Source organism: Candidatus Synechococcus calcipolaris G9 (assembly GCF_029582805.1).
Lineage (GTDB): Bacteria > Cyanobacteriota > Cyanobacteriia > Thermosynechococcales > Thermosynechococcaceae > Synechococcus_F > Synechococcus_F calcipolaris.
The window spans coordinates 1,458,536-1,475,064 of record NZ_JAKKUT010000002.1; the positions used below are offsets into that span (position 1 = coordinate 1,458,536).

Annotated in this window: 18 protein-coding genes; 8 read left to right on the forward strand and 10 right to left on the reverse strand. The window is 52.0% G+C overall.

Annotated elements, in window-relative coordinates:
* Positions 1–85 precede the first annotated feature (85 nt).
* Together obgE and L3556_RS10025 are read right to left on the reverse strand one after the other, a co-directional pair.
* The gene (gene obgE, locus L3556_RS10020) at positions 86–1,108 is read right to left on the reverse strand and encodes a GTPase ObgE (protein WP_277867134.1); all 1,023 of its coding nucleotides are present in this window, start codon (positions 1,106–1,108) and stop codon (positions 86–88) included.
* Between the two features lie 53 nt (positions 1,109–1,161).
* Positions 1,162–1,545 carry a hypothetical protein gene (locus tag L3556_RS10025; RefSeq protein WP_277867135.1) on the reverse strand — a complete coding sequence of 128 codons (384 nt, stop codon included), beginning with the start codon at positions 1,543–1,545 and terminating at the stop codon, positions 1,162–1,164.
* A 139-nt stretch (positions 1,546–1,684) separates the two neighbouring features.
* On the opposite strand from L3556_RS10025, the gene ndhL reads away from it, so the two are divergent.
* Together ndhL and L3556_RS10035 are read left to right on the forward strand one after the other, a co-directional pair.
* Positions 1,685–1,915, forward strand: coding sequence for an NAD(P)H-quinone oxidoreductase subunit L (ndhL, locus tag L3556_RS10030; protein WP_277867136.1), 231 nt, complete (start codon positions 1,685–1,687; stop codon positions 1,913–1,915).
* Between the two features lie 6 nt (positions 1,916–1,921).
* On the forward strand, positions 1,922–2,236 hold the full coding sequence (locus tag L3556_RS10035; protein ID WP_277867137.1) for a DUF3007 family protein: 315 nt from the start codon (positions 1,922–1,924) through the stop codon (positions 2,234–2,236).
* Here L3556_RS10035 and L3556_RS10040 read toward each other — a convergent pair.
* From L3556_RS10040 to L3556_RS10055, 4 genes are all read right to left on the reverse strand, one after another.
* A complete protein-coding gene (locus tag L3556_RS10040; RefSeq protein ID WP_277867138.1) occupies positions 2,233–3,651 on the reverse strand; it encodes an anthranilate synthase component I in 1,419 nt (472 codons plus the stop codon). The two genes, L3556_RS10035 and L3556_RS10040, sit on opposite strands and share 4 nt — an antisense overlap.
* Positions 3,652–4,557: an energy-coupling factor transporter transmembrane component T family protein gene (locus tag L3556_RS10045; protein WP_277867139.1), complete on the reverse strand. Its 906-nt coding sequence runs from the start codon at positions 4,555–4,557 to the stop codon at positions 3,652–3,654.
* Positions 4,558–4,563: 6 nt separating this feature from the next.
* Positions 4,564–5,304: a PspA/IM30 family protein gene (locus L3556_RS10050; protein WP_277867140.1), complete on the reverse strand. Its 741-nt coding sequence runs from the start codon at positions 5,302–5,304 to the stop codon at positions 4,564–4,566.
* A 78-nt stretch (positions 5,305–5,382) separates the two neighbouring features.
* Positions 5,383–6,105 carry a hypothetical protein gene (locus L3556_RS10055; protein WP_277867141.1) on the reverse strand — a complete coding sequence of 241 codons (723 nt, stop codon included), beginning with the start codon at positions 6,103–6,105 and terminating at the stop codon, positions 5,383–5,385.
* Positions 6,106–6,196: 91 nt separating this feature from the next.
* Between L3556_RS10055 and L3556_RS10060 the strand changes: the two genes are divergently transcribed.
* A complete protein-coding gene (locus L3556_RS10060; protein WP_277867142.1) occupies positions 6,197–6,724 on the forward strand; it encodes a GNAT family N-acetyltransferase in 528 nt (175 codons plus the stop codon).
* Between the two features lie 52 nt (positions 6,725–6,776).
* Here the strand turns inward: L3556_RS10060 and L3556_RS10065 are convergent, their stop codons facing one another.
* The gene (locus tag L3556_RS10065; RefSeq protein ID WP_277867143.1) at positions 6,777–7,421 is read right to left on the reverse strand and encodes an LON peptidase substrate-binding domain-containing protein; all 645 of its coding nucleotides are present in this window, start codon (positions 7,419–7,421) and stop codon (positions 6,777–6,779) included.
* A gap of 116 nt (positions 7,422–7,537) precedes the next feature.
* On the opposite strand from L3556_RS10065, the gene L3556_RS10070 reads away from it, so the two are divergent.
* The 4 genes from L3556_RS10070 to L3556_RS10085 all read left to right on the forward strand — a co-directional run bounded on the left by L3556_RS10070 (position 7,538) and on the right by L3556_RS10085 (position 11,990).
* The gene (locus tag L3556_RS10070; RefSeq protein WP_277867144.1) at positions 7,538–9,238 is read left to right on the forward strand and encodes a SulP family inorganic anion transporter; all 1,701 of its coding nucleotides are present in this window, start codon (positions 7,538–7,540) and stop codon (positions 9,236–9,238) included.
* A 27-nt stretch (positions 9,239–9,265) separates the two neighbouring features.
* Positions 9,266–9,799 (forward strand): YqeG family HAD IIIA-type phosphatase, encoded by a 534-nt coding sequence (locus L3556_RS10075; protein ID WP_277867145.1) that lies wholly within the window; start codon positions 9,266–9,268, stop codon positions 9,797–9,799.
* 106 nt (positions 9,800–9,905) lie between these two features.
* Positions 9,906–11,186, forward strand: coding sequence for a glutamyl-tRNA reductase (locus tag L3556_RS10080; protein ID WP_277867146.1), 1,281 nt, complete (start codon positions 9,906–9,908; stop codon positions 11,184–11,186).
* 54 nt (positions 11,187–11,240) lie between these two features.
* A complete protein-coding gene (locus tag L3556_RS10085; protein WP_277867147.1) occupies positions 11,241–11,990 on the forward strand; it encodes an amino acid ABC transporter ATP-binding protein in 750 nt (249 codons plus the stop codon).
* A gap of 19 nt (positions 11,991–12,009) precedes the next feature.
* Here L3556_RS10085 and L3556_RS10090 read toward each other — a convergent pair whose 3' ends face one another.
* From L3556_RS10090 to glyA, 3 genes are read right to left on the reverse strand one after another with little or no spacing between them, the layout of a single operon-like run.
* Complete coding sequence (locus L3556_RS10090; RefSeq protein ID WP_277867148.1) at positions 12,010–13,269, reverse strand: competence/damage-inducible protein A; 1,260 nt, start codon at positions 13,267–13,269, stop codon at positions 12,010–12,012.
* Between the two features lie 2 nt (positions 13,270–13,271).
* Complete coding sequence (locus L3556_RS10095) at positions 13,272–14,315, reverse strand: glycosyltransferase family 4 protein (RefSeq protein WP_277867149.1); 1,044 nt, start codon at positions 14,313–14,315, stop codon at positions 13,272–13,274.
* A 38-nt stretch (positions 14,316–14,353) separates the two neighbouring features.
* Positions 14,354–15,628 (reverse strand): serine hydroxymethyltransferase, encoded by a 1,275-nt coding sequence (gene glyA / locus L3556_RS10100; RefSeq protein WP_277867150.1) that lies wholly within the window; start codon positions 15,626–15,628, stop codon positions 14,354–14,356.
* A gap of 275 nt (positions 15,629–15,903) precedes the next feature.
* Here glyA and L3556_RS10105 point away from each other — a divergent pair, with 275 nt between their 5' ends.
* Positions 15,904–16,476 carry a Csu type fimbrial protein gene (locus L3556_RS10105; RefSeq protein ID WP_277867151.1) on the forward strand — a complete coding sequence of 191 codons (573 nt, stop codon included), beginning with the start codon at positions 15,904–15,906 and terminating at the stop codon, positions 16,474–16,476.
* The last annotated feature ends 53 nt before the right edge of the window (positions 16,477–16,529 follow it).

The window sequence follows — 16,529 nt, forward strand, 5'->3', positions numbered from 1 at the left end:
AAGCCAAGATACCCAGCAGGATTCCAGGGGCACAAAATTGCAGCCGTAAAGATCGGCCAGTGAATCACCTTAAAGTAGCGAACCCCTAAAGGAAGGGCTGTTCTGTGGGCGAAGAATCTAATTGGGCCAACTCCTGCCAGACGACAGCCAGCATGGCATCTATCCCTTGGCCGCTGACGGCGGAAATGGCAAAAATCGGCAGCGCACTATGGGGGGCAATAGTTTCTTGGAGATGGCTAATCTGCTCGGGTTCGAGGGCATCAATTTTATTTAACACAATAATTTGGCGGCGATCGCCCAGGCCGTGGCCATAGGCCCGTAACTCCCCCTGAATCGTTTGATAGGCTCCTAACACATCCGCCGCCGTAGCATCAATCAAATGAATTAGTAAGCGGGTGCGCTCAATATGCCGGAGAAACTCATGGCCCAATCCCGTCCCTAGGTGGGCCCCCTCAATCAGGCCAGGAATATCCGCAAAGACAGTTCCATCCCCATTGGGGCGGCGGACAACCCCCAAGTTAGGAATTAATGTGGTGAAGGGATAGTCGGCAATCTTGGGTCGGGCCGCCGACAGAACCGAAATTAAGGTTGATTTTCCGGCATTGGGCAGGCCAATAATCCCCACTTCCGCCAGAAGTTTCAATTCTAGGCGCAGGGCGAAGGATTCTCCCTCTAACCCCGGCAGGGCATAATCTGGGGCCCGTTGACTATTGCTGAGGAAATGTTTATTCCCTAGGCCGCCTTTGCCCCCCTTGGCAACAACGAGGGTTTGCTCCGGTTTAACCAAATCCCCCAATAGTTCGCCGGTTTCCCCATTCCAGACCATCGTGCCGCAGGGAACCTCAATCAGGCGATCCTGACCATTGGCCCCCGTCCGATTACTGGGGCCGCCCCGTTGACCGTTTTCCGCCTTAAATAAATGGGCATAACGAAAGTCCAGCAGGGTTTGCAGATGACTCACGGCCTTGAGAATGACCGATCCGCCCCAGCCCCCATTGCCCCCTGAGGGGCCGCCCGCCGGTACATACTTCTCCCGCCGAAATGCGACAATGCCGTCGCCCCCATCCCCTGCTTTAACCTGAATTTCGACCTGATCAATGAATTGCATTCAAAGCTCTAGAAATGCTCTATTCCCAGATTAACCGGGAGATGGATGGAACCCTAATGGTTGTGGTGAGTGAGGAGTTGTTCTTCTAGGGCAGCAATTTGGTTGTAGGCGGCGGTGAGTTGGGCCGTGAGCCGTTGAATTTGCACCTCCGTACTCAAGTGGCGATCGCCATTCATGTGACGGTTTTGGCTATAGTCCTCATCCGCTAGAATATCCTTATGTTCCGGCGTTATCCCACGGGTATGATGTATGTAGTTGACTCCAAGACTAGTTCCATGGCTAGTTATGCCGTGACGCATACTTGATGGACTACCCGATGCACTAAACGAACCCTCCAATAGAGCTTGGGCGACTTTTTGATTTAGCTGATCCACAATCTGGTAGAGCGCATCAACCTTGCTACTCAGAACCAGTACTTGTTTGTGCAATAAATCCACGTCAGCTTCCTCAATATGATGCCTATGTAAGCTATGTTAGGAACTGACATCCTCTAAGTGGTTGAATTTCAACATATTTTAAGGATGGATGTACTTTTGTTAAGTTATTTCTAGTAAACAGTGATGGAGATTGAGGGGCATGGCAATTTCAACGAACCTCTTGGTTTTATTGGTCTACGGTGGTTTGGCAGGATTGTATCTGTTAGTGATGCCCCTCGGTGTTTATTTCTATCTAAAAAGCCGTTGGTATGTGGCTAGTTCCTTCGAGCGGGCTTTTATGTATTTTTTGCTATTGTTTTTCTTCCCCGGAATGGCGGCCCTTTCGCCCTTTTTGAATTTTCGTCCCCAACCCCGCTCCCTTGAGTTTTAGCGATCCATGCGTCGTGTAGATGTTATTTTCCTTGGCTTTGGTGTTTTTATTGCCGGTGGTTTGATTTACGCCCTATTGCGGCTACTGGGGGTAGAGGAGACAGCGGCGGGAATATGGAGTCAAGGAATTTTTATTGTGGGTGTTATGGTCTGGGTACTCAGCTATTTTGGTCGGGTGTTTACGGGCAAGATGACCTATAACCAGCAACTCACGGACTATGAAGATGCGGTGTTAGAAAAAAAACTAGCGGAAATGACACCAGAAGAATTGGAGCAACTGGCCGCAGAATTAAACGCAGATCCGGAAGAGAATTCACCCTAAACTGGAATCGCCTGAAAGAGGGCCTGGGCCTTATCCAAGGATTCTTGCCATTCCCGTTGGGGATCACTATCGGCAACAATTCCTGCCCCAACCTGGCCCCAGGTTAACTGGCGATCGCCCCGCACCAGCAATGTGCGAATCAAAATATTCAGGTCTAAATAGCCCCGCTGATCTAGGTAGCCACAGGAACCATAGAACAGGTTTCGGGGAAAGGGTTCCAATCCGGCCAAAATTTCCATACAGCGTACCTTGGGACATCCGGTGATCGTTCCCCCCGGAAAAACCGCCCCAATCACATCAATGCCATCCCACTGGCCCGCCCGTTGACCGCGCACATTACTGACGAGATGAATGACATGGCTGTAGTATTCCAAGGTCAAAAGCTCATCCACTGTCACCGTTCCCCAGGTGCAGACCCGGCCCAGATCATTGCGCTCTAGATCCACCAGCATAATGTGTTCAGCCCGTTCCTTGGGATTGGCTTGCAGCGTTGCAGCCAGGGCCTGATCCTCAGCGGGCGATCGCCCCCGGGGTCGGGTTCCGGCAATGGGCCGGGTTTGAATGGTGTCTCCCTGAACCTGTACCAACCGTTCTGGAGAGCAACTGACAATATAGCCCCAGGGGGTCTGCCAATAACTGGCGAAGGGGGAAGGATTAATCCGCTGCAACGTTTGATACAACTGCCAAGGATTCACCGGGCCATGGTGCTCAAACCGCACCGAAAGATTGCCCTGAAAAATATCCCCCGCCTGAATATAGCCTAGAATCTGCTGAACGGCTTTTTGATAATCATCGGGCTGCCAGCCAGCGGACAGGGTAATATGGGCGGGCATTCCCGTCGGTGAGATAGGGGAGTCAGGGATATAAACTCTATTTGGATAATTTTTTTGATCTTTTTGATGATCCTTGATTCCATCCTCATTAAAATTTTCCAGTCGCTGCTCAAGCTGATCCAGGCGATCGCCCCCACTGGCCGCTAAGTGGAGTTGATCCGCTTGGTGATCCAAAAGAGCAAAGGCGGCGGGTTCATACCAAAAGGCCACTGGAAAGGGAATGGGATCCTTGGCTAAAGGAGGTAGGGTTTCAATTTCCCAGGCCAATTCGTAACCAAACCACCCCAACCATCCCCCTAAAAAGGGAAGGTGCTGCAAGTGGGAGGGGGTGGCATCTGGGGACGGGGTCGTCAAACGCTGGCGAAGGGTAGGTAGGACATTACCCAGGGAGGGAGTCCAGGACTGGCCCGGGCGGGGAGAACCGGCGCAGAGGGAATAGCGGGCGTGGGTCTGAGGAATACCTGGGGGACTTTCCAGGAGAACGGCAATATCATCCCCTTGAAATAGGGCAGCAAATAGCTGGGAAGCCGTGCGATTCTGAAGCGGCAGCGATCGCCAGTACCAGGGAGCTAGGGGAGACATCTAGCCCAGGGTAAACCAGCGGGGCAAAATGACGCGCAGGAGCCAAAACGGAATAATTAAAAACAAGGCCCACCAATCCCGCGCCAAGAAACGAAATCGATGCCAGCGACTCTCGTACTCCCCAGAGGTGGTAAATCCCCGCACCTGCATGGCACAGGCCACCTGTTCCGCCCGCAGCAGTAGGTTTTCCAGTAGGCGTACCGCCAACATCATCCAAATGTTGATTGCTCCCCGAAAGCCGATTTTACGCCAATTAATCGCCCGGGTTCGCAATGACCGAATCAGATTTTGCACTTCTTCTAACACCAGGGGAATAAATCTCAGGGATAGGGTTAAGGTCAAGGCTAATTCAGTCACTGGCCAGCGGAATCGCCGCAGGGGATGCATCAAATTCGCTAGGGCCGCCGTAATTTCCTCCGGTGCAGTCGTCAAGAGATAGAGATGGGTGCTGTAAATCAAGGTAAACAATAGAGTACTTAATCGCACCCCCAGATCCAGGGATCGCCGGGTGATTTGGAGGTGAACCTCTTGCCATAGCACTTGGGACTGGAATTGCCAAAGAATGTAATTGTAATCCGTGGCGGGAATCTCTAGCTCTAGGGGCCGTCGGGGTTGGTAGGCGATCGCCAAGCCATCGGGCATTAAGGCCGTCATCCCTAGGATCAAGCTCGCTAAAATCAATAACCAGACCATTTGCCGTCGCCACACCCGCGCTGGAATACCGCCGATCCCCGTCAAAATCATCAGAAACAGGACGAGTAAAACCCGCCACACCCCATCCGCCAGTAGGGGAGTCAACAAAAAACTCATCAGCCATGCCATTTTCACCCGCGCATCCAAGCGATGCAGCCAGGTAATGGGATGTTCTAGGTAAAGCCCAAGGGGGAGCGATCGCAATAGATCCATGGATTCCTAGGAATCTTGTTCCAGTTGACGTTTTAGGGCCTCTAGCTCTGGGTCGTAGGCCACCGCTGCCTCTGGTAATTGGGCACTAGGGGTACTCAGTTGCTGCTTTAGGGCCGCCAATTCCGCCTCCGCACTGCCCCCGGATTCCAGTTCCGCAAATTTGGCCTCTAAACTATCCGTACTTAGCTCCGCTACCGCCTGGGATTGGGCTTCCATTTGTAAGACCTGATCTTCCATGCGCTCAAAGGCCGCCATTGAGGAATTGGTACCTACCTTGCCAATGGCCTGATTGATCTGCTCACTGGCCTTCGCTGCCCGGGCCCGGGCCACTAACATATCTTTTTTCGTTTTCGCTTCGGCAATTTTGCTCTCTAGGGCAATCATCTGGGTTTTCAGGGTTTTCACCTGGCCAAGGGATTGCTCCAGTTGGCCCTTCAGGGCTAGGGCGGCAGAGGTCGCCGTTTGTTTCCGATTCAGAGCCTCTAGGGCGAGGGCTTCATCCCCCTTTTGCAAGGCCAACTTCGCTCGACCTTCCCACTCATGGGCCTGTTTTTCATTTTGATTAAATTGCTGCTCTAGACGTTTTTGGGAGGCGATCGCCTGGGCCACCGCTTGCCGTAACTGCACCAAATTATCTTGCATCTCAATTAGGGTCTGATCCAAGATTTTTTCGGGGTCTTCCGCAGAACCGACTAGGGCATTGAGATAACTGCGAATCACTCGACTGATGCGATCAAAAAGTCCCACAGATCAGCCTCCTAAAGCCAAAAACAAAACCAGAACCATCAAAGGAACCAGTACCATTATGCACGATGTCTCTGACCATCATTGGCTAGAGACTAAACGCTGCTTAATACTTTCGGCCATGCGCTGGCCAAGATAGTCGGGGATCAGGTTGCCATTGGGGCCTAAAAGGTAGAGGAGGAGTCGAACCCGTCCTTGCCAGATCATGAAATTGGTATTGACCACCAGTAAATCTTCTTGCCAGAGAGCGTGCATCACCTTATAAAGTAAGCCGGGATGGTTGCCCGCTTCAATGAGGAGGGCAGGTAAATGGAATACCTGATCAATGAAAAAACTGGTACTAATGTCCGCTAATCCTTCCAGCCAGGTAAACTCCACCGCCAGCATCTCTTCAACTTCAAAATCACCGTTGAGGGTCTGGGTCAGGGCCCGACAGACACTATCCCGACGCTTTTTAGAGAGTAAATGTCCCCCCTCGGAGATAATCAGCTTGACAAAGACGAGCATGGGCGATCGCACATGGCCATAGAGGCTAATACTGTGGATGCCCAATTTGTAGGCCGCCATGACCCCAAACAGGTCACTCAGGAGAAAGGACTGATTGCGATGGGCAAAATAAAGGGCGGAATGATCCCCCTCCTGGCCCATTTGGATCACCGGTTGCTTGGTTTTGTGGATTTGATAGGCCAGCTTGAGGTTCTGAAGTTGAATCTCACGACTGACAAACTGCTCATAGAAATCGGGAAACGACCGGTTAAATCGCTTCAGCAGTTCAGGGTTCTGAAGTTGAAATTCGGAAACCATACTTTGATTGCGGGTATACTATTGCGTAGGCCAGCCTCTTTCTGGTTATTCCCCACCGATGGGGTTCACTAACCATCTCCAGCATACTTGCATGAGCTTCTGGAAATCGCTTTTTAATGGTCAAAGTTCATCGGCATCTGCGGTGACTGCCCCACCTCCCCCTTTGAATGGCAATGGCCAGGAGGGGGTAATTGAGACAAAGGTTTTTTTCAGCACCAATAAAGAAATTGATGTCTATGAACTCGAAGAACTCTGTGATGCGGTGGGTTGGTCTCGCCGGCCGATCCGCAAAGTCAAAAAGGCGATCGAACACAGTTTTATTGTGGTGTCGATGTGGGAACAGCGGGGCCAGTACCGTCGTTTAATTGGATTTTCCCGGGCTACCTCCGATCATGCCTTTAATGCCACCATTTGGGATGTGGTGGTGCATCCCGACTACCAGGGGCAGGGGTGGGGTAAATCCCTGATGCGGCAAATTATTAAGGAGCTTCGCAGCGAAGACATTAGTAATATCACCCTGTTTGCCGATCCCCATGTGGTAAATTTTTATCGAAATTTAGGGTTTCGTCCCGATCCCGAAGGAATTAAAGGAATGTTTTGGTACCCCAATTCCCGCTAGACCCTGGTTTCTTTCGCTTCAAGCTCCTTATCCTAATGTTCCTGAGTCTAATTTAATTCCCCTTAAATGTATCCTTGAGTACCGTGCGGGCCGCCAAGTGATTGCGGGTCGTGATAAGAATTTCTGCCTCCCGTTCTAAGCGGGCCTTGGTTGCTTGGAGTTCCAGAAGTTTTTGCTGCTCCATGGCCACCCCCCGAAAATTACTGGCAATCCAATAGGACAACTCTAGGGGACTGGTGGGCACATCGGCGGGAAGTTCAATGGCCTGCTCGGTTAATTTGGAGGATAAACGCACCACGTCATTGAGGAGTTGGCGAACCTCCTGGCCCAGGGGACGGAGATCGGTGGCAGTGGGTTCATCTTCGAGCCATTCCACTAGGCCGATACGATAGGGCTTTTCCCGCACATAGTCTAGGACGCGAAATCGTTGTTGCCCAAGGGAATCCACAATCATCCGGTCATCGGGTAGGCGTTCATAGCGCAAAATTTCGGCACAGCAGCCAATGGTGGCAGGTCGGCCCGTTTGCGGATCCCACATGAGGACACCAAAGCGGCGATCGCCCTCCAGGATGGTGTTCATCATAATCCGGTAGCGAAACTCAAAAATGTGGAGGGGCAGAGGTCGTCCGGGAAATAATACAACGTCGGGCAGAGGAAAAAGGGGTAATTCGCGCACAGCGATGGAAGAAAACGTCATGGTTGGGCAGCGGATAAGACTCAATACTTACTGTATCGCAATTTATCGCGGTAAAAGAGTCACAGTCCCCCTAGAATTCCTGGGGCCTTAGCCCTACACTGTGGGAATCATTAGCTATGAATAAAATTCCTGTGAATAGAATTCAATTCTGGAATTGGCGCGGCGATCTATTTGGTGGCCTATCGGCAGCGATTGTTGCCCTGCCCCTGGGGTTAGCCTTTGGTGTAAGTTCGGGAGCCGGGGCGATCGCTGGCCTCTACGGTTCCATCTTTGTCGGCTTTTTTGCGGCCCTGTTTGGCGGAACCCCCACCCAAGTCTCTGGGCCCACGGGGCCGATGACCGTTGTGATAACGACGGTAATCACCGCCTTAGTGGCCCGACACCCGGAGCATGGTTTAGCCATGGCCTTTACAGTGGTGATGCTGGGGGGACTCTTTCAGATTTTAATGGGATTCCTACGGCTGGGCCAGTACATTACATTGATGCCCTATACGGTGATCTCCGGCTTTATGTCCGGGATTGGCATCATTATTATTGTGATCCAATTGCCCCCCCTCTTGGGTTATGGAGCCAGTGGCGGCGTTGTGACTATTCTGGAAACGCTTCCCCAGTATTTGAGTCACCCCAATCTCATTGCCGTGGTGTTGGGCTTACTCACCCTGACGATTGTGGCGTTTACTCCCCCTAAGATCAATCGGCTGTTGCCGGCCCCCCTGATGGCCTTGATTTTAGTCACGCTGATATCCGTGGTGGCCTTTGGTCAAGCCGATTTACCGCGCATTGGTTCGATTCCCGTGGGTTTACCCCAGCCCAAACTCCCCACCTTTGAACTCAGTGAACTAAAGGACATGATTCGCTACGGGATCATGCTGGGTTTTCTCGGGGCCATTGACTCTCTGCTGACCTCCCTCGTCTCCGATAGTATTGCCCATACCCAACACGACTCGGACAAGGAACTCATCGGCCAGGGCATTGGTAACTGTGTCTCAGGTTTGATGGGGGGATTACCGGGGGCCGGGGCGACAATGCGAACGGTGATGAATATTCAAGCGGGGGGACGAACTCCCTTGGCGGGCATCATTCATGCGGTGGTTTTGGTCGCGGTCGTTTTTTTGGCGGGGCCACCCACCTCCCAAATTCCCCATGCGGTTCTGGCGGGACTTTTACTAAAGGTGGGGTTAGACATTATTGACTGGAGCTTTATTAAGCGGGCTCCCCGTCTGTCCCTCAAGGGGACCGGGATTATGTACTTGGTCTTGATCCTCACCGTGTTTGTGGATCTGATCGTTGCGGTGATTGTCGGGGCCTTTATTGCCAATCTACTCACCATTAAACGGCTGACGGAAATCCAGAGCGATCGGGTGCAAACGATCACGACATCAAATCAAGCCAGCCACCTGAGCCTAGCGGAACAGGAACTCTTTAACCGGGTTCCTGGGGAAATTCTATTGTTTCAGTTGGGGGGGCCCCTCAGTTTTGGGGCGGCAAAGACGATTACGAAACGGATGTCGATTCTCCACGATTACCGCATGTTGGTTCTAGATCTGAGTGACGTTCCCTCCATTGGTGTTACCGCAACTCTGGCGATCGAAGCGATGACCAAAGATGCTCTCAATCATCAGCGGCAGGTGTGGGTGGTGGTTTCTCCTGGGGCCGTGAAGCAACGGATTGCCAAGCTGGAACTGGAAACCTTGGCGGGAGTGTATTTTGTCGAGAGTCGGCTTCAAGCTCTAGAAGCAGCGGTCGCCAAACTAGATGCCCCAGACAAGTTTGACTACTTCCAAAGTTCCGGTGATCAGGGTAATGGCAGGGTATGATATTCATGCTGCTTATGACTGCCTCCCATGGCCCTGCGTCAGATTACCCGTCTTCTTCAGCCTAAGCTCGTCCTTAAGGATTCCATTCTTGCCCTGACTCCAGATATTTTGGAGTGTCATGGCTTAAAGGGACTGGTCTTAGATGTGGATGATACCCTGGTACCCTGCTGGGATCCGACGGTTTCCCCAGAGGTGGTGTCCTGGCTGAAAGAAACGAAAAAGAGTGTGAATCTTTGGCTGGTGAGTAACAATATTAGCCAGAGTCGAATTCGGGCGATCGCCGAGCAACTGGATCTTCCCTACCTAATGGGGGCTGGCAAGCCGTCCCGTCGTAAAGTCCGCCAAGCCGTAGAGGCGATGGAGTTGCCCGTAGAAAATATTGCCATGGTGGGCGATCGCCTGTTTACGGATGTGATTGCTGGAAATCGACTGGGATTATTTACAATTTTGGTGGAACCCATGGTGGGCGATCGCCCAGATTATCGGGTTTGGGGTCGATCCCTTGAGCTTTGGCTGTATCGGAATCTGACGAACCTCTTTCAAATGGACACCAAGATATGAGGGGCCCAGAAATCGTAAAGAGTTGCAAACATCTGTGAATTCTCCGCAAGAATCTTGATAAAACTTGTATTGGACTGCCGATTGAATTGCCTTTAAGAGTACCCCAATGAATATTGCTGTGATTGGTTTAAGCCACAAAACTGCCCCGGTGGATGTCCGGGAAAAACTAAGTGTCCCGGAAGAAGTACGGGAACGGGCCCTCAACCATCTCTGTGGCTACCCCCATATCCAAGAAGCCACCATTTTAAGTACCTGTAATCGCCTAGAAATTTATATTGTTACCTCAGATACCGATAGCGGTGTCCGGGAAATTAGTCAGTTTATGAGTGAGTGGGGCCAGGTTCCCCTGCGGCAATTGCGCCCCTACCTGTTCATTCTGCTCCATCAGGATGCGGTAATGCACCTGATGCGGGTGGCGGGGGGGTTGGATAGCTTGGTGATTGGCGAAGGACAAATTCTCTCCCAGGTGAAACGCTGTCATCAATTGGGGCAACAGTACAAGGCGATCGGCCCGATTTTGAATCGCCTATTTAAGGGATCCATTTCGGCGGGGAAACGGGTACGCACAGAAACCAGCATCGGTACAGGGGCAGTGTCCATTAGTTCGGCGGCGGTTGAACTGGCGGAGTTACGTTTACCGGATTTACACCGCTGTCGCATTGCCATTGTTGGGGCCGGCAAAATGTCTCGCCTGGTGGTGCAGCACCTCTTTGCCCGCGGCATTCAAGAGATTACAATTATTAATCGCTCCCTGGAACGGGCCCAGGAATTAGCCCAGCAGTTTGGGGAGGTTCGTTTTCACCTCCATACCATGCCCGATATGCTCTCCCAGGTCGCCCAGATGGATCTGGTCTTTACGGGAACAGCGGCAACCCATCCCCTTTTAGATCGGGATAACTTGGCCCCAGTGATCACGGGCGATCGCCCCCTAGCCATTATTGATATTGCCGTTCCCCGCAATGTCCATGGGAATGTGACGGAACTAGGGGCGGTGAGATTATTTAATGTGGATGATTTAGAGGCCGTCGTCGCCCAAAACCAGGAAGCACGCCGCCAATTGGCCATGGAAGCCGAAGCCCTTTTAGAAGAAGAATTAGGGACATTTTGCGCCTGGTGGCATGCCCTGGAAACCGTACCCACCATTCGTTGTTTGCGGGAAAAAATTGAATCCATTCGCACCCAAGAACTGGAAAAAGCCCTCTCTCGTCTAGGCACTGAATTTGGGGATAAGCATCAGGGGGTGATTGAGGCCATGACCCGAACGATTATCAATAAAATTCTCCATGAACCCACAGTCCAACTTCAGGCCCAACAGGATTTAGAAAGTCGTCAACGGGCCATGGCCACGCTGCAACAGTTGTTTAACCTCGAACCCATTGAAAGTTAAGCCCCATTATCCTGAATCCCCCGCTTATCCTAAATCCAATGTCTAACCCTCAAGATGCCTGATACCCAAGCTCCGGCGATGATTACCGCCGAAGGAGTGCAAAAGTGGTTTGGCCAGTTCCATGCCCTGCGGGGAGTGAGTCTCACCGTTGCCCAGGGTGAGGTCGTCGTCATTATGGGGCCCTCCGGTTCCGGTAAATCCACATTTATTCGTACCCTCAATGCCTTGGAAGACTTTCAACAGGGACAGATCACGATTGATTCTATTCCCTTGAATGATAATGTCCGCCATATTGATCAGGTACGGCGGGAAGTGGGGATGGTGTTTCAGCAGTTTAATTTATTTCCCCATTTAACCGTGCTGCAAAATATTACCCTGGCTCCTCGGTGGGTGCGGGGTTGGCCCCAGTCCAAACGGGATGAAATTGCCCTGCAATTACTCGAACGGGTCGGCATCCTTGAGCAGGCCCAAAAATATCCTGGTCAACTATCGGGGGGGCAACAACAACGGGTGGCGATCGCCCGGGCCCTGGCCATGCAGCCCAAGATTTTGTTGTTTGATGAACCCACCTCCGCCTTGGATCCAGAAATGGTGCGGGAAGTGTTAGACGTGATGCGATCCCTGGCTAACAGTGGCATTACCATGGTGGTCGTCACCCATGAAGTCGGCTTTGCCAAAGAAGTCGCCGATCGAATTGTTTTTATGGATCAGGGCCAGATTGTGGAAATTGCCAGCCCCGAAGAGTTTTTCCAGAATCCCCAGGAAGATCGCACTCGTCAGTTTCTTGCCCAGATTTTAAGTTAGCGAGTCTTAAATTTTTTAATTACTGGGCAAGAATAAGTAGCTGTCGGCGTAAATAATCCAAGGCCGTCAAAATACTCAGGTGGCGGATCCACGATCGCCCCCGTTGGGAATTAAAGCGACATTCATAGGTCTGCACGGAATCCTTGGGCGTGGCCAAACCAATATAGACCAGGCCCACTGGTTTTTCTAGGGTTGCGCCACCGGGGCCGGCAATACCCGTAATACTTAAGCCCCAATCCGTTGCCAAATGATTTTTTACCCCCTGGGCCATCTGGGTCGCCACGATCTCACTGACGGCCCCTGACTGCTCCAAATCCCCAGAGTTCACATTCAAGAGGCGGACTTTTACACTGTTGGCATAGGAAATCACCCCACCCATAAAATAATGGGAGCTACCGGGTAAACGGGTGAGCATTTCCCCTAGACCACCGCCGGTACAGGACTCCGCCACACTTAGGGTTTCCCCAGCGGCCAACAGCAACTCTCCCACCCGACTGGCCAAGGTATCCTCATCCGCCCCATAGCAGTCCAGTCCAGTGAGTTGCCGCAGTTGGGTTTCCACGGGATGAATGAGTTGCAGGGCCTCTGCCTCAGTTTTCGCCCGGGCTGTGATCCGCAGTCGTGCTTCCCCATTGCCCGCATAGGGGGCCACGGTTGGATTTTTTAAGGCTAATTGCTCTGACACCTTTTCAGCTAAGACCGATTCGGGAATACCCCAAAAACGCAACACCCGACTGTGGATGGTTTCTTGCCCCCATCCCTGTTGCCGCAGGTAGGGGATTGCCGTCTCCTGCCACATCTGCTTAATTTCTGCGGGAACCCCCGGAAATGTCATCAGGGTGAGGCCGGTGCGGGGTTGCCAAATCATTCCTGGGGCACTACCGGCAGGATTGGGTAAAATGTCTGCGCCGACGGGTAAAAGAGCTTGCTTGCGATTACTGGGACTAAAGCCACCGCGATGGGCATACTTTTGTTCTAGGTCGGCAATGATTTCTGGGCGTTCTGCTAGGGGAGCCTGGAAAAAATCCGCCAGGGCTTCGGTGGTCAAATCATCGGGCGTGGGCCCCAATCCGCCGGTGAAAATCAATAATCGGGAGCGATCGCAGGCGATGGCCACCGCTTTTTTGATGCGGGTGGGATTATCGCCCACCACCGTTTGATAGTAATGGGGAATACCGAGGCTGGCCAACTGCTGGGCTAGGTACTGGGCATTGCCATTGAGGATTTCCCCCAGAAGTAATTCCGTACCAATACAAATAATTTCTGCGCTTACGCTCATTCTTACTCACCTGGGGGCTGAACCCGTTTCCACACATACCAACAGGCAAAACAGAGTAACCCTGTTGCCCCCAAAAAATAACCCATGCCCCCTGGTAGTCCGGCCATGCCCATGGCAAAGCTGCCCACCCACAGGGTCAGGGTATAGATAAATAACACCGTAGATCGCTGGGATAGACCGGCCTGTAGGAGCCGATGGTGCAAATGACGCTTATCGGCGGTAAAAGGGGAGAGACCCTGGCGCAATCGATTCAGGATTACCGTAGAGGTATCAATAATGGGTACGGCTAAAATCATGAGGGGCGCAAGAATGGCCATGGTGGTATAGCCCTTCACCAACCCAACCACGCCAATGCCTGCCAAGGTAAACCCCATAAAATAGGCTCCCCCATCCCCCATGAAAATTCGCGCCGGATTAAAGTTATAGCGCAAAAATCCTAAGGCTCCCCCCGCCAAGGCCGCCGCCAACAGGGCCGCCTCCGGTTCGTCTAAAAACAAACAGACAAAAAACATGGAGATGGCCGCAATCCCAGAGACCCCCGCCGCCAAGCCATCCACCCCATCAATGAAATTAATGGCATTGGCCATGCCCACCAACCAAATTGAGGTGATGGGTAAACTGAGGGAGCCGAGATCAAACCCCCCCAGGAAGGGAATCGTCACAATGCGAATTTTGACCCCCACCCCCCAGACAATGGCAGCGACGGCGAATTGGGCAATCAGTCGCCCCAGGGCGGGTAAGGTAAACAGATCATCCGCCAAGCCAATCAGGAAAAAAGCCACTCCGCCTAAGGTGACACCCCAAATTTCATATTCCGAGTTTTGGGGCATCCCCGCAAACCCGCCCGCATTCCAAACTAAGAGCAAGGCGACAATATTGCCGGCAAAAATAGACACCCCCCCCAATCGCACCATGGGACGATTATGGATCTTGCGGGCATTGGGCTGATCAACGCAGCCGGTTTTCAGGCCTAACTCGTTGATTAGGGGGGTGAGCAGCAACACCACCGCACAGGCGGCAAGAAAGGCAATCAGATGGAAGTGCATCTAGGTGAGGTTAAGAATAATTAACCGAGGAATACCTATCAGGCTAACACTGGTTGGGAAATTTGGAGATGGGGATAGAGGGGAAATTTTTGGCAGAGTTGGGCAACTCGCTGGCGGCAGGTTTGGGCCACGGTTTCATCCTCTGGTTTCTGCAGGCGATCGCCAATAATATGGCCAATTTCCTGGAACTCGGCGGCCATCATGCCACGGGTTGTCATGGCCGGCGTACCCAAGCGCAGACCACTGGTGACAAAGGGAGAGGCTGGATCAAAGGGAATGGTGTTTTTGTTGGTCGTAATATTGATCTCGCCCATGAGTTGATCCGCCTGTTTGCCCGTCAAGCCCACCGATCGCAGGTCAATGAGTAGCAAATGATTATCACTGCCCCCTGATACGAGGCGCAGATCCCGATCCTGCAATGTCTGGGCTAGGGCTTGGCAGTTTTCGAGCACCTGGGCCGAATAGGCCGTAAATTCTGGTTTGAGGGCCTCACCAAAGGCCACCGCTTTAGCGGCAATGACGTGCTCTAGGGGCCCTCCCTGGGTTCCCGGAAACACGGCTTTATCCAGTTTTTTGCCCAGATCGGGATCACGGGTGAGAATGAGTCCCCCCCGCGGCCCCCGTAGGGTTTTATGGGTGGTTGTTGTCACCACATCACAGATGGGTACTGGGTTGGGATGATGCCCCGTGGCCACTAAGCCAGCAATATGGGCCATATCCGCCAACAGGTAGGCTCCCACTTCATCGGCGATCGCCCGAAACTGGTCAAAGTCAATGGTGCGAGGATAGGCGGAATAGCCACAAATGATTAATTTGGGTCGATGCTGCTGGGCCAGGGTGCGAATTTGGTCAAAATCTAGCCGCTCCGTCTCCGGGTCTACGCCATAGTGAACCACCTTAAACCACTTCCCTGAAACATTGACGGGGGATCCGTGGGTCAGGTGGCCGCCGTGGGAGAGATCCATCCCCAAAATGGTATCCCCTGGCTCTAGCAAGGCTAAAAATACGGCAAAATTCGCCTGGGCACCGGAGTGGGGTTGAACATTGGCATGGGCTGCCCCAAAAAGTTCCTTTGCCCGATCAATGGCCAGTTGCTCCACCTGATCAATGAACTCGCAGCCGCCATAGTAGCGTTTCCCTGGCAAACCTTCGGCGTACTTATTCGTAAGAACCGTACCCTGGGCCGCCATCACCGCCGCCGAGGTAAAATTTTCACTGGCAATGAGTTCTAGGTGTTGCTGCTGACGCTCCACTTCCCGCTGAACCATGGCAGCGACAAGGGGGTCGGTTTGAGAGAGCCAATCAAGGTGCATAGTGATCAGGTATTGGGTAAACAAGTTGCGCTGGTGTCGAACTATACCAGACTTCTCCCATCATACATGGGTCGTTGATTGAGAATGGTTGGGTTAAAATCTATCCGAAGGATTTAAACTGGTGATCAGAAACACACCCCAACGGTGATCCAACGTACAGCGGATTGCCAATCCTGTTCGCTATAATTGCCTATAGGCATCAGTACTGTTGAATTTATCTCGATTCAATATCTCTAACTGTTCCTCTGTTAGTTAAGGAAAAAGGATTATTTGCTATGGCTGGAATGCTCTCTCTGTTGATCAAGCGGCTGACAGTGGGCCTGTTTTTAGGGGCTGCCGCGGGTGTATTACCCATGCTCTTTGCTCAAGAAGCCAAAGCCCAAACAGCAAGAGCCGATCTTCCGATAAGTGCTACAGCGAAAAATAACTGTCTTGTAACAACTAAAACAGCGATCGCTTTTGGAAATTATGATCCAATTGTCGCCAACGCCACAACTGCTGCTAAAGCTAATGGCCAAATTACTGTCAAATGCTTACCCAATGCTCAAGTTGAAATTGCTCTAGGTGCAGGAGCGAACGGTGACGGAACAACTTGCTTGTCACGAGAAATGAATGGGCCAGATGATGACGCAAAGTTACCCTACAAACTCTATACCGATGCTGCTTTCACGACTGAATGGGGTTGCGGTGTAAACGCCATTGATCATACTCCTACCAACGCTAGACCAGTTCCTTTCACAGTTTATGGCGAAATTCCTGCGGGTAATGATCCGCTAATCGAAGCTGTTTTAGATACTCTGACTCCTGGGGCCTATAACGATACGGTTGTTGTAACCGTGACATTCTAGACTTAGTTCCGACATTGATCTCACCTTTAGTTCTTAGAACTCTAACAAAGCCA